Below are 20,597 nucleotides of genomic sequence, written 5' to 3' on the forward strand. Positions count from 1 at the left end.
TCTGATTTTAAAAATTAAAGATTGATTACATTAATTTTGGTTTTAACATATTTTCCAGCAATGGCCAACACTTTATCTGGTGTTAAAGCAGCATCCAAGCCTTTGGCATTGTCAGCACCTAGTGCAGTAAGACTATTTAAATCAGCAAACGTTCCATTCGAAATCAAATCACGTACATACGCCGCGTGACGGGCTTCTACTGAAACAATTTTACCTGCTAATAATAAATAAGTTGCACTTTTAAGTCTCGGACCAGCACCATTGTAAGCTGAAACCCCTAAATCTTCGAAAGCCATAGCAGTACCTAATACACTGGTTGCACTAGTAAAATCAATTGAAGAAAAATCAACTTCCAAACTACCAATTGCAGCAGTGCTTAAAGCTGCTTTAAAAAACTCTCTGTGCGCAATCTCGTGAAACTGGATATCTTGGAAATATGCTTTCTGAGCAGCTGTAAAACTTGCTGGAGGTGCTGAAGCAACTTTAACATAAAATGCAGCTTCTAATTGCTCTAAAGCATAAGCATAATTTAATACACCGAAATCATCTTTAAAATCTAATGTTGCGCCGCCATTCATTGTTGGGTTTTCGTAACCGCGATCTTTTTTACAACCGGCCGCTACTAATGCAATACCTGCTGCACCAGCACCTGCATACTGAAGAAAAGATCTTCTGCCTACAGTTTTGTCAAATAAACTTTCTTCCCGAAGTTCACTTTTTGTTTCTAGTTCATTGTTTTTCATAGTCATCTATGTTTAGTGGTTTTGAATTCGTTTGGTGATACATACGTGACAATTTGCACGCTGGTTTTTTTGATTTGCATTTTTTTTTATAAGCGCATTTTAATACATTCACCAACCTATAGCCATGACTACATTAAAAGCCATTATTGTTGATGATGAGGAGTTTGCCCGATCGTCGTTATTTTTTTTACTGCAACAGAATTGTACACAGGTAGAAATTACCGGTATAGCCAGATCTGTAGCGGAGGCAAAGGATATTTTAGCAAACCACCGGATCGATTTAATCTTTCTGGATATTGCCATGCCAGGAGGTAATGGTTTTGAACTGATACCTGATGCACATAAGCATAACGCCGCCGTTATATTTACCACTGCGTACGATCAATATGCACTAAAAGCCATTAAGGCAAATGCACTGGATTATTTATTAAAACCAATCGATATTGATGAACTTAAAGTTGCTGTAGATAAGGTTTCTCAACATATAAAGCTTTTTAAAGGTCAAAATGAGAACGACGAAAGAATTAACAACCTGGCATCGAGTTTAAGTTCGAGATCGGAAATTAAAAAGCTTACCCTCCCCTATGGTCAAGGCTTTAAAATGATTGATATTGATGACATTATTTACATAGAAGCGGACAGCAATTATTCTATCGTGCATTTAAACAACCACGATAAAATTACCGTATCGAAAGTTTTACGTGAGTTTGAAGAACTTTTACCGAGCGATCAGTTTGTTAGAATTCATAAATCCAGTATCATTAACCTTAACCATTTAAAAGAATACAATTCTAAAAACGGACTTCAGGTTTTTTTAAAAAATGGAGAAAGCATTAACATCTCCAGAAGAAGAGCAAGCGATTTTTTCGAGAAAATAAAATTATTTACAAAAACAAATAGTGATCATTAATCAACACATAAAAGTTTTTTCAGTTAAACCGGGGTTAGCCATCGGACGTACTTTTTATGTTTTTTTGCTATTGCTTCTTGCTTCAATATGTTCAAAAAACACAGCAGCTCAAACTACTTATCTCCCCCATTATACCTCTAAAAACGGTTTGGCCAGCAATAATTGCTATTACATTTTACAGGATAAAAAAGGTTTTATATGGATTGCTACAGATAATGGCTTAAGCCGTTTTGATGGCACAAATTTTCAGAATTTTACAATTGAAGATGGCTTGCCCGATACCCAGATTCTTCAAATGAAAGAAGATAAAGAGGGACGCTTGTGGTTTTTTGCACTCAATGGCCAGCTGAGCTACCTAAAAGAAGGCAAGTTCTATAACCAGGATAATGACGAATTGCTAAAAAAGTTAAACTTCAATACGGTAATTGTTTCATTTTTGGTGGATAGGAGCGGAAAAATATGGTTAGGCACAAATGCCAATTTAATTGTATGCTGGGATGGTAAAACGATCAAAAAATACATTTCTCCTAATCCGAATGATAAGTTTATAAATGCCTTTATACATGAGGATGAACAGGGCAATATAATTGCATACAGCGATTTAAGCGTTCAACAATTTAATGGAAAAACTTTTTCCATGGTGAAGTCGAAAGTTCAGCCACTTTCTTATATGACGGCCGCCAACTCCAGTCACAGATCTTTATTCTACTTAGATGCCGGGGGCTTAAAACAGTATCGGCATGGAAGCATTAACGACCTTATTCCTATCCCTCAGAACCTGATCAAAAACATGTCGGGGTACTTTTATTACGATAACACCAATAAAGAAGTATGGTTATCAAATGCAAATGGTGCCTTTGCTTTAAACAAGAGTGGAAAAACTGTTCAATATTTACAGGATATTTCGGTTAACCAAGTTATTAAAGACAACAATCAAAATATGTGGTTTGCCACCAATCAGGGCATTTATATGCTTCCTAATGCGAACAACAGGCTATCGATTATTGATGCAGAATCGGGTTTGAGCAGTAACGTTATTAAAAGCATCACAAAAGATGCTAAAAACCGACTTTGGCTGGGAACGGATGATGCGGTGATTGACGTTTTAACAATCAATAATTACCAGGTAGATGAAATTGGTTTAGATGATTTTAAGAAATACAAAACAATTAAACAGATTACCTTCGATCCAAAAGATCAATCCATTTATTTCGCATCCGATTATGGAATGGGGGTTTTTAAAAATATCTACAGCAAAAATAATGAGGTAAGTTATTTAAAGGAATCAAATAATTCGATGTTTGTAATCAAACATTTCAGTGTAAGTGAAAATAATGATCATTTAGCGCTCGCACTTTCTTCAGGTGTTGTTTTCTTATCAGACAGGAGAAACAAATTTGAATTTAATGCTGCAAAATACCGCGAAAAAGAAGATTTCTTTAAAGATAGGTCTTATCATGTTTTTTATGATCGCGAAGGCAGTTTATGGTTTTCCAATATTAACGGTTTATCTCAATTTTCAAAAGGAAAACTGATTAAACACTATGAAAATCATCCATTACTTACCAAAAGGATAAATGACATAAAACAACTTGCTGATGGAACGTTAATTTTAGCTACAGATGGATATGGCTTAATCTTTTATAAAAATAATGAAATCACCAGGCAGATAACCCAAAAAGATGGATTAACCAATAATATTTGCACCAAAATATTTGTTAAAAACAACGAAATATGGGTTTTAACCAATAAAGGCGTAAATAAAATAGCAGATTATCCAAATCAACCCAGCGTGGCCAATTTCGATTATGGAAAAGACCTTTTAAGTGATGATATCAATAGTTTATTTATTGATGACAGTACAGCCTATTTTGCCACAAACAAGGGCTTGATTTTATTTAAATACAATAACAAAAATATTATTAAAAATTTGCCGAAAGTATATGTTACCTCTATCATTAAAGACAATGAGCGGCTACCTGTGAACCAGGGAAATTTCACATTTGAAACAGGCAATAACACCATATTATTTACTTTTAGTGCTGTAGATTTTACCACAAGTGATATTACATACCGGTACCGTTTAAACGAAAATTCGGCATGGGTAGAAACCAGAACAAGGCGACTGGATTTTTCTTCTCTCCAACCTGGCGATTATGTTTTTGAAGTTAGTGCAAAAAGTCAGAATGGGAATTGGGGCCAACCTGCCAAAATCTCCTTCACTATTAAAAAACATTTTTGGCAAAGTTTGTGGTTTTTATCAATTTTAATACTCCTTGTAGCATATATATTCTACAAAGTGGCTGTTTACATTACCCGTAAGCAAAAAGATAAGGAGCAAGAACAACTGTTATTGAAAAATAAAGTTTTGATGCTCGAACAACAAGCTCTGCAAGCCATGATGAATCCGCATTTTGTATTTAATGTAATGAATTCCATTCAACATTATATCAATACTCAAAATACAGCCTCTGCAAACAAAGTGTTAACAGGTTTTGCCAGGTTGATCAGAAAAAACCTTGAAATTTGTACAAAAAGCTATATTTCTTTAGAAGAAGAGCTGGAATATTTAAACCTTTACTTAAAATTGGAAAAAAACCGTTTTGGCGATAAATTGAAGTACATTTTTAATATTGACGAAGAAATTGATAAGGAGGAAACGTTCATACCGTCTATGCTTCTGCAACCTTATGTTGAAAACGCGATCTGGCATGGCATAATGCCCAAAGAAACCGGGGGTGAAATACAGATCAATATTAAATTGCAGGATGAATTTTACTTAAACATTGAAATTATTGATGATGGAATTGGAATTGATAACTCTTTAAAGGAGAAAAAGGATACCCACATCAGCAAAGGTATGCAACTTACAAAAGAAAGATTACATCTTTTAGGGCAGATTGGAGCAAAACCTATACACCTGAGCGTAAAACAAAATACGATAAATGGTACAACTGTATCCATTTCTATACCGTTAAAATAGAAAATTTACCGTTTACTCAATTATTAATACCACTCACTAAATAGAATCATAATCAAACCTGCTTTAGCCTTAAACTTGTGTTAGAAATAAACGATAGTGTTTATCAAAGACGTTCTTATAGAATTGATATAGATATTTAATAACCTAACCTAAAACTATATCTTAATTCAGGTTTCATTTGTGTGTTGAAAGCGGTCTTGTTTTTAAAAGCGAGACCGCTTTTTTTATGCCCGAAAATTCTATTTTTGCATATGGCCAATCATAACATCACCAGGCACATCGAAGCCCTTATATTTTCTTCCAGCCAAAGCATCGGTACACAAGAAATTATACTTGCCTTAAATGCCGTTTTCGAGGAAGAATTTATAGAAACACAGGTATTTGAAAGTATTGAGCGCATTAAAAAAAAGTATAGCCATGATGAGTATGCCATCGAACTGGTATTTTTAAATAACGGTTATCAGTTTCTTACCAAAAAAGATTATCACGAAACAGTTAATCAACTTCAATTACACCGCTCAAAGAAAAAATTAAGTCAGGCCGCCATGGAAACATTGGCCATAATAGCTTACCGCCAACCCATTACCAAATTGGAAATTGAACAGATCAGGGGAGTTAATTCAGATTATTCTGTTCAAAGGTTACTGGAGAAAGAACTTATCAGCATTGAAGGGAAGGCTGAAACACCTGGCAGGCCCATTCTATACACCACCAGTACGCTATTTATGGATTACTTCGGATTGAATAACCTTAGCCAGCTTCCACAGTTAAAAGACATCGTAAAAGAGGAAAATTCGGTGGGGGAAAATGTTGAATAAATAAATTAATTTCTTTGCTTCCAGATTGTTATTAAAAAAAGTTTTTTTGTATTTTTAAACTATAAAAGCAATTTTTATTTTTGTGTTATGAAAGCGCCAAAGAAACTACCAACTAAGCCAACTACCAAAAAACAGGTAGATGAAGATGATGATCTTGAAGATGATGACGATATTCAGACAACGAACAAGAAGCCTCAGGATGATGAAGATGATGATGATTTTGATCTGCCATTAGATGACCTTGACAATTTCGATAATTTCGATGACGACGACGACGATTATTAATATTTAAAAAAACATATATATGAAAAAGCATCCGCCCGCTTGGTTGGATGCTTTTTATTTTAAAATCTGCCCATGCAAATTATAGCTGTAAACAATTCATCATTAAAAAAGGACTTTCTAGATACCCCAAAAATTCTCTACAAAAATGATAAAAACTGGATCTGTCCTTTAGATAGCGAAGTAGAAAATGTTTTTAATCCAGAAAAAAATACCTTTTTCGCGCATGGAAAGTGTACACGTTGGGTTTTAAAAGATGATGCAGAAAATTTGATTGGCCGTGTAGCAGCTTTTATTAATGAGAAAAAAGCTTACCATTATGATCAGCCAACTGGAGGAATTGGCTTTTTTGAATGTATTGATGATGAAAAAGCAGCTTTCCTTTTATTTGATACAGCTAAAGCCTGGTTAATCGAAAATGGAATGAAAGCGATGGACGGTCCAATTAATTTTGGCGAAAACGATACTTTTTGGGGCTTATTGGTAGAGGGCTTCACTCCTCCTTCTTTCGGAATGAATTATAACTTCCCATACTATCAGATTTTTTTTGACAAGTATGGTTTTGTTACCCAATACGAACAGTTAACCAACCATATTAACCTTACAATCCCCTTCCCAGAGCGTTTTACCAAAATTGCCAACTGGGTAAGAAATAAACCAGGTTATACTTTCGAATATTTCAGCAAGGAAAATTCGACTAAATACATTAATGATTTAATGGAAATTTACAATGATGGTTGGCAGGATTTTGAAAACTTTGTTCCAATTAAGAAGGAAACACTCGAAGAAAGCTTCAAAAGCATGGAGCCTATTATGGATGAACATTTGATTCAATTTGCTTACTTTAATGGCGAACCGGCATCTTTTGTGGTATTGATTCCTGATGCCAACCAAATGATTAAGGGTTTTAACGGAAAGTTAGGTTTAATAGAAAAATTAAAGTTTGCTTATCGCCGCTGGGTTGGTGTTACACGTATGCGCGCAATTGTTATGGGCACTAAACCTAAATTTCAGAAACATGGCTTAGAATCGGTACTTTTTATCCGTTTAGGTGAATATGTGTTGCCTAAAAATCAATATAAAGAGCTTGAATTGAGCTGGGTTGGCGATTTTAATGAACAAATGATTGCTATACACAAAGCTACAGGCGCAACTTTTGGCAAAAAGCATTTAACAATGCGCAAAGTATTTTAAACTTAACAGGCCCTTCACCTGCAAAGGTTCGTTTCTCCACAAACCTTCTTTTTTTTTGCAACGGAAACACATATAAATCAAAAAAGCCTCATCGTCCTCGTTTGTAACGAGGATGAAGGAGAAAGGCGATTTCATCGCCATCGAACTTTCTTACTTCGCATTATAAATGTGGACCTCGTTAATCCACGTTGCAAATGAGGATTATATTACTAATCCAAGCTTGGTGACTCCCCAAGCTTTTTAAATTTTCTGATATAGGTTTCTCCATTTCTTTTTTAAAAGATGTGGTTGTTGAGCTACCAACCATGGAATACATGAATTTGAGTCTATGCACTTGTATACTTCGGCAGGTTAATCAAAAGCACACTACCTAATATAATTACCAGTCCAATTACCTGCGTAAGGCCAATTACCTCGTTGGTAAAGGTTAAACTCAATAAAACTGCAACCACAGGATTTACATATGCATAAGTACTTACCTGAGTTGCAGGACGTACTTTAAGCAACCATACATAAGCACTGAATGCAGCAATTGATCCAAAAAGAATCAGGTAAATAATTGATAGCCATGCATCTAGTGATATATGATTCCAATCCAATAATTCAAATTCTGATTTCAACATTGCTCCTGGTAAAAATGCCAAACTAGCCATCAACATTTGCCAGCCTGTATTTGCGGATACCGAACTCTCTGTAGTGGGGTGATATTTAGAATAAAGCGATCCCCCTGCCCAGGCAATTGGCCCGAAAACAAGCAATACCATGCCTATAATCTGCAATTTACTTTGTTGTTTATCCAATGCCTGCACGATTTGATTGCCAAATAAGAGCACAACACCTAAAAAGCCAATAACCAATCCGGACACAATAAATTTATTGCTCAGATTTTCTTTCCAGTGCGATTTATCCAATATTACAAACCAGATTGCAGCAGAGGCTACCATTATGGCCACAAGGCCACTAGGTATATACTGTTCTACCCAAATTACAATGCCATTTCCCAAACCCAGCATTAAAATTCCGCTGACAGCAGCAATTTTTATCGTTTTAAGGTTAAAGATTTCCTCCCCTTTAACCTTGCACCAGGTCAACATTAAAATTCCGGCAACAGAAAACCGGAAAGCTCCCAAAATGAACGGAGGAAAGCCGACCAATGCCTTTTGGATGAAAAAATATGTTGAACCCCAAACGATGTATACGATAGCAAAAGCAATGTAAACCATTACCGGAGATGCTGTTTTGTTTAAATTTGCCATAAATTATTTTTGTGGGATAACCAATTGTTGCTGCTCTTTTACCGTTTCTAACACGATTGTAGTTTTCACAGATAAAATATTTGGAACCTTACTAAATTCATCACGGAGCAAGGCCATTAACGAAGCTGAATCAGCGGTTCTTACTTTAACAAGAAAACAGTCATCTCCCGCAATTACGTGCACTTCCTGCACATCAGGAATTTTTGCCAGCTCGATAGCGGTATCATTACAACTAAAACTCTGTGATGATTTCATGGAAATAAAAGCAAGCAATCTCAAATCTACAGCAATGGGATTTACCTTTGCATTGTACCCGGTAATTACATTTTTCTTTTCAAGCTTTTTAACCCTTTCCAGTACAGCTGAAGGGACTAAATCTAAAGCCCTAGCTAAATCTACATTTGAAATGCGCGCATTATCTTGCATCAGTCTGAGGATAGCCAGATCGATATGATCTAAACTAAAATTGTTATCGATTACCATTCGATAAAATTATAAATATTTTGAATAAAATTCATAATAATTATAATAAAAATGAATATTATTCTATTATAAAGTGATATTAGATAATTAATCTGAAAAATATAAAATAAACCGAATTTTAAATACCAAGCTTATCGTATAGGTCGATTACTTTTTTACGCAGTTTATTGATTTCATCTTCCTTTTCTAGCAGTTCTTTTTTTAGCAAAGTCAATTCAGCAGAGGGTTCTGCTCCTGCTGTTTTACCATCGATCAATTGTACAACAGGAACTTTAAAGGTTTTGGAAATCTGGATTAAACGGGAAATATTGAGATCGGTTTGACCCGTTTCTATTTTACAAAAAGCCGGGGTAGAGATATTTAATTTTTTTGCAGCATCAGCCTGACTTAAACCTAAGGCCAATCTGCTTTGTTTGATATGTTCTCCAATGCTTTTCATTGATTAGATATGAGATTTGAGATACCAGATATGAGACAAAAAAGGGATTTGAGATACTTGATATTAAATTTGAGAGGGGTTTGATCTTTAAAATCTTACCTCTCAAATCTCATTTCTCAAATCTCACTTCTCCAAGGCAGCCGCCAATTCAGGCAGATCGAAACCTGCATAATTACCAGAACTCATCATTAGCAGATTGGTGTTTTCATAATGGAGACTTAACAGATAAGCTTTTAATTTTGTCGCATTATTAAAAAACTTCAGCTTTGGATTGGCAAATGCTTGCTGAACATCATCCTCAGAAAATGGTTCCATCCGTTTTTGTTCAAAAGATTTTATATCGATAAATACAATTGCCTCATCGGCTTTATTCATTGCTCCGGTATACTCTTTTAAAAAATCTTTGTTCAAACTACTAAAAGTATGCAACTCAATACATGCTACCAATTTGCGGTTAGCAAACTGCGCTTTAACGGCATCAATTGTGGCTTTTAATTTTGATGGAGAATGCGCAAAGTCTTTATAAACATTTGTTGAATCATCGGCAGAAATAACCTCCAACCGCTTGGCGGCACCCGTAAATGAGGCAATGGCAGCATCAAACTCATCTTCGCTGATATTTAACTGCTTACACACCAGTTTGGCTGCATTTAGGTTCATCAGGTTATGATCACCAAAAACCTTTAATGCTGTTTTTTCAGGCAGCAAATAGGTTATTCCGTTTCTAATTTCATGCTCAGGGATAGCGTATCCAATTTTGGTAACATTTGCTTTTGAATGTTCTACGATTTCATTTAAATCATGATCAGCCTTACAATAAATTAAGGTTCCGTTTTCCTCAATCGTATCAATAAATTTATCAAATTGCAAGGTATAATCTGCATACGTAGGAAAAACATTAATGTGATCCCAGGCAATGCCGCTAATTACAGCAACATTTGCTTTGTACAGATGAAATTTAGGTCTTCTGTCAATTGGAGAGGATAAATATTCATCTCCCTCAATAATCATTACCGGCGCTTCTTCGGTAACTTTAACCATGGTTTCAAAACCAGCCAGCTGTGCGCCAACTAGATAATCAAAATCATGTTTATAGTAATTAAGCACATGCAAAATCATACTGGTAATGGTAGTTTTACCATGACTGCCACCAATCACTACACGTAATTTATTTTTGCTTTGCTCGTAAATATATTCCGGATAGGAATATATTTTAATACACAGCTCCTTTGCTTTCAGTAATTCAGGATTATCGATCCGCGCGTGCATACCCAAAATTACGGCATCAAGATCTTTCGCAATGCGATTTTCATCCCAGCCCATTTCGGCAGGCAATAAACCATATTTATCCAAACGGGATTTGGCAGGTTCGAAAATAACATCATCAGAACCTGTAATCTGATAACCCTTTTTATGTAAAGCAATAGCCAGATTGTGCATTGCACTACCACCAATCGCTATAAAATGTATGCGCATATTTTTTCTGTTTAAGATTTGGGATGCTAGATTTGAGATATGAGACACAAGATTGGAGACTGGAGATATGAAAACAAGTCTTGCGTTTTAGACCTTAATCCCATCACCCTAAACCTTCCGCCCTCTACCCTTCTACCTTTTTCTCAAACTGAGCCGCAACCCAGTCGCCATTTTGTTTATGATCGACGTATTTAATGCCGTATTTAGCACATTCTGCAGTAATCATACCCAAATCAGGATCTAAATAAAAGCCACTGAAGAAAATTTTACCTTCAGCTTTTAAAACCCCGGCATAACGGTGGATTTGATCTAAAAGAATATTTCTATTGATATTGGCAAAAATAACATCATATTCTTCGTCGGGGATTACTTCTTTACTGCCACATAATGCCTTTAAATTATTTACATTATTAAGCGCAGCATTTTCTATGGTACTTTCATAGCAAATGTCATCATAATCAATTGCCATTAAGCTTTTAGCACCTAATTTTGAGGCCAAAATCGCTAAAATACCAGTACCGCAACCCATATCCAAAATATCTTTATCCTTTAAATCGGCTGCTAAAATATATTGCATCACCATCGTTGTGGTTTGATGATGACCGGTGCCAAAAGCCATTTTAGGATCTATTACAATCTCGTATGGATATGAAGGTTGAGGCTCATGAAAGGTTGCCCTCACGTAACAAACGTCATCAATAATCAGCGGACTGAAGTTTTTTTCCCATTCAGCATTCCAGTTTTCGTCGGCAACATCTTCCAAAACATAATCTGTTGCAAACTCCTCACTATAATTTGCTAAAAGTTCTTTTAACTCTTTTTCGTTAAAATTATCCTTGATAACGAAGGCTGTAAATCCACTTTCACTATCTTCGAAGGTATCGAAGCCTAAATCGGCAAGATCGCTGATCAGCAAATCCTGTTGATAATCTTCGATACCTTTGAATGTAAATATTGCTTTTATGTATTGCATTTAGCTGTTTAATGCTTTGATAATATCTGTAAAATCACGTGATTTCAATGATGCGCCACCAATTAAGCCACCATCAATATCTTTTTGAGAGAATAAACTTGCTGCATTACCAGGATTACAGCTACCACCATACAAAATGGTTGTATCATCAGCAACATTAAAACCATAATTGGCTTCAATTTCACTGCGAATAAAAGCATGTATATCTTGTGCCTGCTCTGGCGAAGCAGTTAAACCTGTGCCAATAGCCCAAACCGGCTCATAAGCAATAACGATCTTTTTAAAATCTTCTTCAGTTAAGCTGAAAATGCCTTCTACCAATTGTTTTTTTAATACTTCGTAGTAGCTGCCGTTGTTTCTTTCATCTAAAGTTTCGCCAATACAGAAAATAGGAATTAAACCGTTCGATAAAGCTACTTTTGTTTTTTCAGCCAATAAAGCATCGCTTTCTGCAAAATACTGTCTGCGTTCTGAGTGACCTAAAATAACATATTCTGCACCAACAGATTTTACCATTTTAGCCGAAGTTTCGCCAGTATAAGCACCACTTTCTTTATCGCTGATGTTTTGAGCGCCAATTTTAACATCGTTACCACCCAATTTTGCCAAGCTGTTTAAATGAATAAATGGTGAGCAAATAATGGCCAGTTGATCGCCTTTGCGCTCATCTTTAACCATATTTACAATTTCGCTGAATAACGAAACGCCTTCATTATAATCTAAGTTCATTTTCCAGTTACCGGCAACAATCTTTTTTCTCATTTTGTATTATTTAATGGTTGGTTGATCTTTTTCAGATCGGTTTTATATTAAAATCGTCTATACGATTCAGTTAATTCAAATATTTTGGCAACAATGTTTTTTTCAGTTTCATCAAACAACAAATCTTTTCTTGAGAATACCTTTTCTGTTGTTCCGAACATCTTATCCAGCCTGTAGGCTTCAAAACCACTAGCCCCTCCCCAACTAAAATCAGGAACATGGTTTGGCGGGAAACCTGCACCGAAAACATTCGTTCCAACTCCAACTACACTTCCGGTATTAAACATGGTATTAATACCGCTCTTTGCATGATCAGCCATGATTAAACCACAGAATTGCAAATTGGTATTGCGCATTTTTTTGCTTTCATAATCGTAAAGTTTTACTTCAGCGTAATTATTTTTGAGGTTCGAATTATTGGTATCAGCACCAATATTGCACCATTCGCCCATTACTGAATTACCAAGATAACCCTCGTGGCCTTTTGCCGAATTGCCCCAGATAACAGAATTGTTAATTTCGCCTCCTGCACGGCTGTTTGGACCTATTGTAGTGCCAGAATATATTTTAGCACCCATTTTTATTGATGAATTTTCGCAAAGCGCAAAAGATCCTCTTATTAAACTACCCTCCCAAACTTCGGCATTTTTACCCAGATAAATTGGGCCATAGGTGGTATTAAAAACGCTGCATTCGGCTTTGGCACCTTCTTCAAGAAAAATATCATCGCCCAATAATTGATTCGTGCTACTTAATTTAGCTGAAACTCGGCCTTCAGTTAATAATTTATAATCTTTCCTGATTTCGCCTGGATTATTAATAAAAATATGCTCAGGATACACAATTTGCACAAAATCACGTGCATATTCAATTGGTTTTAATGACTTAACAGACTCTATATCATGATTTGCTGAGATATAAGCAATAATTACATCTTTTTTATAGAGCACTTCTCCATTCCTTAAACTATTTACAGCATTTACTAAAGCTTCATCCGGACAAATGGAACCATTTATACATAAATCGGCATTAGGTTTCGGGGCGAATTTTACAGAAAGGTAATCTTGCGTGTGAAAACCAAAATCAGCTTTTAAATATTTGGCCCATTTTTCGGCAATGGTTAAAATACCAATGCGTAAATCGGCTACCGGCCTGGTAAAGGTAAGCGGACGTAGCGACATCCAGGAAGCATCATCAAATAGATTGATTGTCATAAGCCACAAAAATAAAAAAAGTCCCGATGCTTTTGGCAAAGGGACTTCAAAAAATGCTTTTTACTGCTAAAATTATTTCTTAGCGTAACGGTTTTTGAATTTATCGATACGTCCTGCTGTATCAACCAATTTCATTTTACCAGTATAAAAAGGGTGTGATGTATGAGAAATCTCTAATTTATAAAGAGGATATTCGTTACCATCTTCCCATTTAATTGTTTCTTTAGTATCTACGCAAGATTTTGTTAAGAAAGCATATTCGTTAGACATATCTTTAAAAACAACTGGTCTGTAGCTTGTTGGGTGCAAATCTTTTTTCATTTGAATATTATTTTTAGTTATTTGTGTGAAAGCATCAAGAACATTTTTGCAATTTGCTGGCAACAACGCTTATGACATTTCCTATTAGTCTTTCTACCTCTATTTTAGAGGATGCAAATATCTTAATTTTATTTCTGATTTACAAGCCAAAATTAAAATTTTAAATTATAAGACATTTCGGTTCTTAATTTAGAAAAACAGATCAGCTTATGTTTAGTTAAACTGATACCGCAGTTAACCATAACCGCAACAAAATTAAACTTTTTTGGATTTAATATTGTTTTTCAGATATTTAAAAAATATATGTAATTTTGATATATGAGAAAAGACAGCGAATTTGATGGAATTATCCATGCCAACAGCAGCGGAAAACTCTACATTAAAAGTCCCGATTTCTTTGCACAGCCAAGGGTTATCCAAATGGTAAGCTCCTTAATGGAATCGAGCATCTTTAAAAAAATAGAAAAAGATAAAAAAAGAAAATAGTTATAATGCCCTTTAACCTACTGCTCTTTCCTCTTGTAGGTGGCTATTATATCTTAATCAGGTTCAGATACCTGAGGTATGTGCAATATCGGCTCGAAAGTCAACGCATACTATTAAACTCTGCTTTTGCCGGCATCCTTTTACTTGGTGCATGTTTTATATTCAGGGCAATACTGATCGCCATTTGGCCGGAAACAGTTGAACAACTAAGTAAATTACTCCCTATACGTACCGCTTATTTCGGAACCACCAGCATGTCGTTATTTGTAGCCGTAGCTGCAACAGAAATTGCTAATCTTTTTATTAACCGTTTAAAGGCCATTAAAAGCGCAATTGCTACCTCAGGAAATGAATTTGAGTTGTTATTAAGTTCGTCTTTTTTTGATGCGCACCTTTTACAGTTTACCATGGATAGCGGCAAATTTTATGTAGGCTGGGTTAAAGAGCTTCCCAAACCTTTTACCACAAGTTATATCCGCATTACCCCTGCATTTAGCGGCTACCGCAAAGCTGATGATAAAGAACTGGTTTTTACCACGCAATATTTAACGGTTTACGCCAGTTATATTGAAGATGGCTCTGTTGAAAATACAAATGAATTAAAAACCGACCTTGTTTTAAAAGCAGATAAAATTAATTCAGTTTCATTTTTTGATATGGATATGTATAACCGCTTTAATCCGGCGCAGGAATAAATACGCTAAAAACTAATCTTTCTTAGGGCTGTATTTTGCCCATGTTTCTATTTTGGCTTTCTGACGGGCAATATAAGCATCGGCAATTACTTCAGCCGAACTTGAGCCTTCCACAGTTTGTAATAATTCTTTTAATTTATATTGATCTACATCTGCTTTATATAAAATCTGAATCAGTTTCGGAAAATCGTTATCGATAAGGTAAGCGAAAGCATCTACCACTGCACTACGCAGCTGACTTTCTGAAAGGTTAGCTGGTATATCGAAATCTTTATTGATAATGCTAATTAATGACATGGAAAAGGTTTTTAGAGTTGTAGAAACAATGATCAGTTTTATAACATTAGCCTTAGGCAATTTGCACCAACAGAAGAACCACAGGCCAAAATTTAATAAACCTGATAAAAGCGGCAGCTTCCGATTCTTCATTGGAACTATAGCGGTTAGCAGGACTGAAAAGGCAATGGAATACAGCCCTTTCGTTTTCAAAATTATAATGAAGTTATTAACCGCTTTAAGATCCCCGCATGCGCGAGGATGATGGCATTAAAAAACAAACTTCACCTTATATCCATTTAATTTCCTGGCAAATCTCAATCAGCACGCCATTGGTATCTTTTGGATGCACAAAACACACCATTTTATTATCCGCCCCTTTTTTGGGCGAATCGCTAAGCAGCACAAATCCTTCTTTGTGTAACCGTTCCATTTCGGCCAGGATATCATCAACCAGAAAAGCAATGTGGTGGATTCCCTCCCCTTTTTTCTCGATAAATTTAGCAATTGCACTATCCGGAGCCGTAGCCTGAAGGAGCTCAACCTTATTTTCGCCTGTTTTAAAGAAAGCCGTATTTACAAATTCTGATGCAACCTGCTCTGTTTTATAGCAATCGGTATTTAATAGTTTTTGATAAAGATCTATCGAACTGTTAAGGTCTTTTACCGCGATTCCGATGTGTTCTATCTTATTCATAGATTATAAGGTTATGTGAATGTAAAAATGCGGCTTTTCTCTATAAGGTCATAGCTAATATTTATAATTGTTAAATAAGTTTTTTCGTATCTTTGTGTTATAATTAACAGAATAGAGATGAAACAGCCGATATATTTAGATAATAATGCAACAACCCCACTAGATCCAAGGGTGTTGGAAGCAATGCTACCTTACTTTACAGAGAAATTTGGAAATGCCGCAAGTCGTAATCACGCGTTTGGCTGGGTGGCTGAAGAGGGTGTAGATTATGCTCGTGAGCAGGTAGCCAAATTAATCGGCTGTACTGAAAAAGAAATTATTTTTACATCAGGTGCTACCGAAGCCGATAACCTGGCAATTAAAGGTGTATTTGAAATGTACAAAGAAAAAGGTAACCACATTATTACTGCGGTTACTGAACATAAAGCAGTTTTAGATACTTGTAAACACTTAGAAAAAAACGGTGCCCGTGTAACGTATCTAGGCGTTAAAGAAGATGGTTTAATTGATTTAGCTGAATTGGAAGCTGCCATGACTCCTGAAACGATTTTGGTTTCGATTATGTATGGCAACAACGAAATTGGCGTAATACAACCGGTTAAAGAAATTGCAGCTATTGCGCACAAACACGGTGCTTTATTTATGACTGATGCTACGCAGGCAGTTGGTAAAATACCTGTTGATGTAAATACTGACGGTATTGACTTAATGGCTTTCTCGGCACATAAAATGTACGGTCCGAAAGGTGTTGGCGTACTTTACGTTCGTCGTAAAAACCCAAGGGTTAAAGTAACTGCACAAATGGACGGTGGTGGCCACGAGCGTGGAATGCGTTCTGGTACATTAAATGTTCCTGGTATTGTTGGTTTAGGAAAAGCCTGCGAACTTTGCCGTTTAGAAATGGAAAGTGAATCAATCCGTTTATCTGCACTACGTGATAAATTGGAAAGTACGCTAAACCAAATGGAAGAGAGTTATGTTAATGGTAATACACAACACCGTTTACCACATGTAGCCAATATTTCTTTCAAATATGTTGAGGGTGAAGGTTTAATGATGGCCATGAGTGATTTAGCAGTATCTTCTGGATCGGCTTGTACTTCAGCTTCATTAGAACCATCATATGTATTAAAAAGCTTGGGTTTATCTGATGATTTAGCGCACTCTTCTATCCGTTACGGTTTAGGAAGATTTACTACAGAAGAAGAAATTGACCAGGCTATTGGAGTTACCCAAAAAGCAGTTAACCACTTAAGAGAACTTTCTCCACTTTGGGAAATGTTTAAAGAAGGAATTGACTTGAGTAAAATTGAGTGGGCAGAACACTAGGACAGTTTGGAATTGGCAGTTCGCAGTATTGAGTTGCTAAATGATAATTGAAAACTGATAATTAATAAATAAAACTATCTCCGAAGGGAGTTTTAAGAAATAGAAAACATGGCATATTCAGAAAAAGTAATTGACCATTACAATAACCCACGTAACGTAGGTACATTAAATAAAGACAGCAAATTTGTAGGAACAGGATTAGTTGGCGCACCTGAGTGTGGCGACGTAATGCGCTTACAAATTGAAGTTGGAGAAGATAACGTAATCACAGATGCCAAATTTAAAACATTTGGTTGTGGTTCGGCTATTGCTTCCTCTTCATTGGCTACAGAATGGTTAAAAGGAAAAACAATTGATGAAGCATTATCTATCGATAACATGGATATTGTTGAAGAATTGGCTTTACCTCCAGTAAAAATTCACTGCTCAGTTTTAGCAGAAGATGCAATTAAATCGGCTATTAACGATTACCGCGTTAAAAATGGCTTAGAAGCAATTGTATTGGAAAAATCACACCATTAGAATAGATGTGAGACAATAGATTTGAGATGTGAGAGCACCTAACTTAGGGCGCTCAAATATTTCTCAAATCTAATCTCTCAAATCACAAATCTCGATCACAATGATTACAATAACAGATAAAGCAAAAGATAAAATCACACACTTAATGCAGGATTCAGAAATGGGTTCTGATTACTTTTTGCGTGTTTCGGTAAAAGGTGGTGGTTGCTCGGGTTTATCATATAACTTAGATTTTGATAACGAAGAACAAAAGGGCGATCAGTTTTTTGAAGACAGAGGAATTAAAATTGCTTTGGATATGAAATCATTCCTTTATTTGGCCGGTACTGAATTAGATTTCACTGATGGTTTAAATGGAAAAGGTTTTAACTTTATAAATCCAAATGCCAGTCGTAGCTGTGGCTGTGGCGAAAGTTTTTCAGTTTAATCTAATCAATAAATTATACAGGAAGGTTTCATTTTATGGAACCTTTTTTGCGTTTTAAGAGATTTCATTATCCTTTCATTTTTTTCTATAAGATTTACTCAGATCTTAAACCTGTTCCATAATTTTAGTTATTTGGTGAAGGAAACATTCAGCACCTTAAATAAAAATCAATTTAATCTGCACCTATTTTCTTTCTAATCTACCGAAAAAATCAACAACCAAAGCAATCTTAAAGCTACCTGACCAACGAAACACTAGCCCCAATTTGTATTTTTAAACCAAAAAGCCTTATAATTGTCAATTATATTAGCGAACCAAATTACGAGCATGCCATTAATAAACGAATTTTCAACTGTTCCTACCTTATTGAGAAATGTTGTAAAAAACATTCATAAGCCACAAGAAACTTTTTTGATTCACAAACAAGGTGCAGAATGGACTGAAATTTCTTATGAAGATACCTTAAAAAGGGCTGATGCGGTTTCTGCTTTCTTTTTAGAAAAAGGAATAAAAAAAGGAGACCGCTTAGGTTTGATGATTGAAAATTCGCCAGAATATGTTTATTATGATCAGGGCATACAACAGATCGGTGTAATTAACGTATCCATTTACCCAACCCTTTCTGAGCAGGAAGTAGCTTACATCATTAACGATTCTGGCATAAAAGCCATTCTTGTTGGGAATAATTTTCTTTATCGTAAAGTACTCAAAGTTGCAGCCAATTGTAAAGCATTAAAATATATCATTCCTGCTTTTAAGGATTTTGAAAAAGTTGTTATTCCTTCGGAAGTAAATGTAGAGATAATTGCATTTTCCGACATTCTTGCGCTGAAACATCAGGTAACTGCAGCAGAAAAAGCAGAAATCGACCAATGTAGAAGTCTGGTTTTACCTGATGATGTTTCTTCATTAATTTATACCTCAGGAACCACAGGAACACCAAAAGGCGTAATGCTTACCCATTATAATTTTGTAAAAAATGTTGAAGTTTGCTTACAGCAAATACCCGTAATCGATCAAACTGAAACCTTTTTATCATTTTTACCACTCTCTCACGTATTCGAACGAACCGCAACTTATCATGTTTGTTGTGCCCAAGGCTGTAAAATTGCTTTTGCGCAAAGTTTAGAGTTGTTGGCAAAAAACATGGGCGAAGTTAAACCTACGGTAATGAGCTGTGTACCGCGTTTGTTAGAGCGGATACATGATAAAGCAATTAAAGGTGGAACCGCTGGCGGAGGTACAAAAGCAAAAATATTTGCCTGGGCTTTAGAAACCGGCAATAAATTCCGCGTAGCAAAAGAAGCAGGTAAAAATCCAGGGTTGCTGTTATCCGTTAAAAAAGGAATAGCAGAGAAACTGGTTTTCAGTAAAATTAAAGAGAAAACAGGCGGCCGGCTGAAATTTATGATTTCTGGCGGTGCTGCCCTTCCGAAAAATGTAGGTGAGTTTTTTGGCGATCTGGGTATTAAAATATTGGAGGGTTTTGGCTTAACAGAAACATCACCTGTAATGTCGGTAACTGAATACCACAGACAGGTTTATGGTACTGTAGGTCGTGTTATCCCTGGTATCGAAGTGGGTATTCAGGATGTAGAAAGCAAAGAAATGTTGAGCATTCAAACACATAATACTTTTAATGAAGAATTTGAATGTGCCGAAGGCGAAGTAATTGTTCGCGGCCATTGTGTAATGAAAGGTTACTTTAATAAACCTGCTGAAACTGCAGAGGCGATAGATAAAGACATGTGGTTCCACACTGGGGATATTGGGCGTTTTTATAAGGGTAATTTACAGATTACAGACCGGTTGAAAAATATGATCGTAAATGCTTATGGTAAAAATGTTTATCCTACCCCGGTTGAAAACATTTATTTAAAAAGCCCGAAGATTGATCAGCTGTTTTTAATTGGAGATAAACGCGAATTTATCACTGCTATTATTATTCCGAACAGAGAAACTTTAGAAGAAACATTTAAGCTTAAGCCCTCATTTTTCGATGAGTCAGACCCTTTTATCCGTGAACAGGAAATTTTGGATTGGATGGAACTGGATATCAAAAAAATATCAAATGAACTAGCCAAATTTGAACGCATCAAAAATTTTAAGATCAAACGTAATCCTTTCAACATAGATGAAGGTGAAATTACGCCAACAATGAAAGTGAAACGCCGTATTGTAGAAAAAAAATATGCTGAGGCGATTGATGAAATGTATGAGGAAGGTATTGAGGCCGAATAGAATGCCTTTAAAAGGTAATCTGTAGTATATAAAGCATATTAAAATAAAGGATCACATATTGTATTGATTT

22 protein-coding genes are annotated in these 20,597 nt (G+C 35.6%); 11 read left to right on the top strand and 11 right to left on the bottom strand.

Translation table 11 applies throughout. The features are described 5' to 3' along the window. Nucleotides 1–14: 14 nt before the first annotated feature. The gene (locus ASE74_RS05235; RefSeq protein WP_055905241.1) at nt 15–743 is read right to left on the bottom strand and encodes a ferritin-like domain-containing protein; all 729 of its coding nucleotides are present in this window, start codon (nt 741–743) and stop codon (nt 15–17) included. A gap of 124 nt (nt 744–867) precedes the next feature. Here ASE74_RS05235 and ASE74_RS05240 point away from each other — a divergent pair, with 124 nt between their 5' ends. The 5 genes from ASE74_RS05240 to ASE74_RS05260 all read left to right on the top strand — a co-directional run bounded on the left by ASE74_RS05240 (nt 868) and on the right by ASE74_RS05260 (nt 6,930). Beyond that, nucleotides 868–1,653: a LytTR family DNA-binding domain-containing protein gene (locus ASE74_RS05240; RefSeq protein WP_055905244.1), complete on the top strand. Its 786-nt coding sequence runs from the start codon at nt 868–870 to the stop codon at nt 1,651–1,653. Continuing rightward, nucleotides 1,643–4,636, top strand: coding sequence for a two-component regulator propeller domain-containing protein (locus ASE74_RS05245; RefSeq protein WP_055905247.1), 2,994 nt, complete (start codon nt 1,643–1,645; stop codon nt 4,634–4,636). Before ASE74_RS05240 ends, ASE74_RS05245 begins: the two co-directional genes overlap by 11 nt. A gap of 251 nt (nt 4,637–4,887) precedes the next feature. Next, entirely contained in the window at nt 4,888–5,454 is a 567-nt protein-coding gene (gene scpB, locus ASE74_RS05250; RefSeq protein WP_055905250.1) for an SMC-Scp complex subunit ScpB, read from the top strand. 87 nt (nt 5,455–5,541) lie between these two features. Continuing rightward, nucleotides 5,542–5,739, top strand: coding sequence for a hypothetical protein (locus tag ASE74_RS05255; protein ID WP_055905253.1), 198 nt, complete (start codon nt 5,542–5,544; stop codon nt 5,737–5,739). 72 nt (nt 5,740–5,811) lie between these two features. Further along, nucleotides 5,812–6,930, top strand: coding sequence for a hypothetical protein (locus tag ASE74_RS05260; RefSeq protein ID WP_055905256.1), 1,119 nt, complete (start codon nt 5,812–5,814; stop codon nt 6,928–6,930). Nucleotides 6,931–7,256: 326 nt separating this feature from the next. On the opposite strand, the gene ASE74_RS05265 is transcribed toward ASE74_RS05260, so the two are convergent. The 8 genes from ASE74_RS05265 to ASE74_RS05300 form a co-directional block, all read right to left on the bottom strand. Then, nucleotides 7,257–8,186 (bottom strand): EamA family transporter, encoded by a 930-nt coding sequence (locus ASE74_RS05265; protein WP_055905259.1) that lies wholly within the window; start codon nt 8,184–8,186, stop codon nt 7,257–7,259. Nucleotides 8,187–8,189: 3 nt separating this feature from the next. Further along, a complete protein-coding gene (locus ASE74_RS05270; protein ID WP_055905263.1) occupies nt 8,190–8,669 on the bottom strand; it encodes an Lrp/AsnC family transcriptional regulator in 480 nt (159 codons plus the stop codon). A gap of 118 nt (nt 8,670–8,787) precedes the next feature. Next, complete coding sequence (locus ASE74_RS05275) at nt 8,788–9,108, bottom strand: helix-turn-helix domain-containing protein (protein WP_055905266.1); 321 nt, start codon at nt 9,106–9,108, stop codon at nt 8,788–8,790. 123 nt (nt 9,109–9,231) lie between these two features. Continuing rightward, nucleotides 9,232–10,584: a UDP-N-acetylmuramate--L-alanine ligase gene (gene murC, locus ASE74_RS05280; RefSeq protein WP_055905269.1), complete on the bottom strand. Its 1,353-nt coding sequence runs from the start codon at nt 10,582–10,584 to the stop codon at nt 9,232–9,234. Nucleotides 10,585–10,708: 124 nt separating this feature from the next. Continuing rightward, nucleotides 10,709–11,557, bottom strand: coding sequence for a 50S ribosomal protein L11 methyltransferase (gene prmA, locus ASE74_RS05285; protein WP_055905272.1), 849 nt, complete (start codon nt 11,555–11,557; stop codon nt 10,709–10,711). Beyond that, complete coding sequence (gene tpiA / locus ASE74_RS05290) at nt 11,558–12,319, bottom strand: triose-phosphate isomerase (RefSeq protein ID WP_055905276.1); 762 nt, start codon at nt 12,317–12,319, stop codon at nt 11,558–11,560. Between the two features lie 47 nt (nt 12,320–12,366). Beyond that, nucleotides 12,367–13,533, bottom strand: coding sequence for a putative sugar nucleotidyl transferase (locus ASE74_RS05295; protein WP_055905279.1), 1,167 nt, complete (start codon nt 13,531–13,533; stop codon nt 12,367–12,369). Between the two features lie 72 nt (nt 13,534–13,605). Then, a complete protein-coding gene (locus ASE74_RS05300; RefSeq protein WP_025142617.1) occupies nt 13,606–13,854 on the bottom strand; it encodes a type B 50S ribosomal protein L31 in 249 nt (82 codons plus the stop codon). A gap of 318 nt (nt 13,855–14,172) precedes the next feature. Here ASE74_RS05300 and ASE74_RS24690 point away from each other — a divergent pair, with 318 nt between their 5' ends. Both ASE74_RS24690 and ASE74_RS05305 read left to right on the top strand, forming a co-directional pair. Next, a complete protein-coding gene (locus ASE74_RS24690; protein ID WP_157255353.1) occupies nt 14,173–14,340 on the top strand; it encodes a hypothetical protein in 168 nt (55 codons plus the stop codon). Between the two features lie 5 nt (nt 14,341–14,345). Beyond that, a complete protein-coding gene (locus ASE74_RS05305; protein ID WP_055905282.1) occupies nt 14,346–15,035 on the top strand; it encodes a hypothetical protein in 690 nt (229 codons plus the stop codon). A 12-nt stretch (nt 15,036–15,047) separates the two neighbouring features. On the opposite strand, the gene ASE74_RS05310 is transcribed toward ASE74_RS05305, so the two are convergent. Together ASE74_RS05310 and mce are read right to left on the bottom strand one after the other, a co-directional pair. Beyond that, a complete protein-coding gene (locus tag ASE74_RS05310) occupies nt 15,048–15,332 on the bottom strand; it encodes a hypothetical protein (protein WP_055905285.1) in 285 nt (94 codons plus the stop codon). A gap of 268 nt (nt 15,333–15,600) precedes the next feature. Next, nucleotides 15,601–16,008: a methylmalonyl-CoA epimerase gene (gene mce / locus ASE74_RS05320; RefSeq protein WP_055905290.1), complete on the bottom strand. Its 408-nt coding sequence runs from the start codon at nt 16,006–16,008 to the stop codon at nt 15,601–15,603. A gap of 117 nt (nt 16,009–16,125) precedes the next feature. Here mce and ASE74_RS05325 point away from each other — a divergent pair, with 117 nt between their 5' ends. The 4 genes from ASE74_RS05325 to ASE74_RS05340 all read left to right on the top strand — a co-directional run bounded on the left by ASE74_RS05325 (nt 16,126) and on the right by ASE74_RS05340 (nt 20,527). Further along, entirely contained in the window at nt 16,126–17,337 is a 1,212-nt protein-coding gene (locus tag ASE74_RS05325; protein ID WP_055905293.1) for an IscS subfamily cysteine desulfurase, read from the top strand. A gap of 108 nt (nt 17,338–17,445) precedes the next feature. Then, nucleotides 17,446–17,859 (top strand): Fe-S cluster assembly scaffold IscU, encoded by a 414-nt coding sequence (gene iscU, locus ASE74_RS05330; protein WP_025142622.1) that lies wholly within the window; start codon nt 17,446–17,448, stop codon nt 17,857–17,859. Between the two features lie 100 nt (nt 17,860–17,959). After that, nucleotides 17,960–18,286, top strand: a complete 327-nt coding sequence (locus ASE74_RS05335) for an iron-sulfur cluster assembly accessory protein (RefSeq protein WP_055905297.1) — start codon at nt 17,960–17,962, stop codon at nt 18,284–18,286. Nucleotides 18,287–18,613: 327 nt separating this feature from the next. Continuing rightward, nucleotides 18,614–20,527, top strand: a complete 1,914-nt coding sequence (locus tag ASE74_RS05340; protein WP_055905300.1) for a long-chain fatty acid--CoA ligase — start codon at nt 18,614–18,616, stop codon at nt 20,525–20,527. The last annotated feature ends 70 nt before the right edge of the window (nt 20,528–20,597 follow it).

It is taken from the genome of Pedobacter sp. Leaf216, from assembly GCF_001421515.1.
In the GTDB taxonomy this organism is placed as follows: domain Bacteria; phylum Bacteroidota; class Bacteroidia; order Sphingobacteriales; family Sphingobacteriaceae; genus Pedobacter.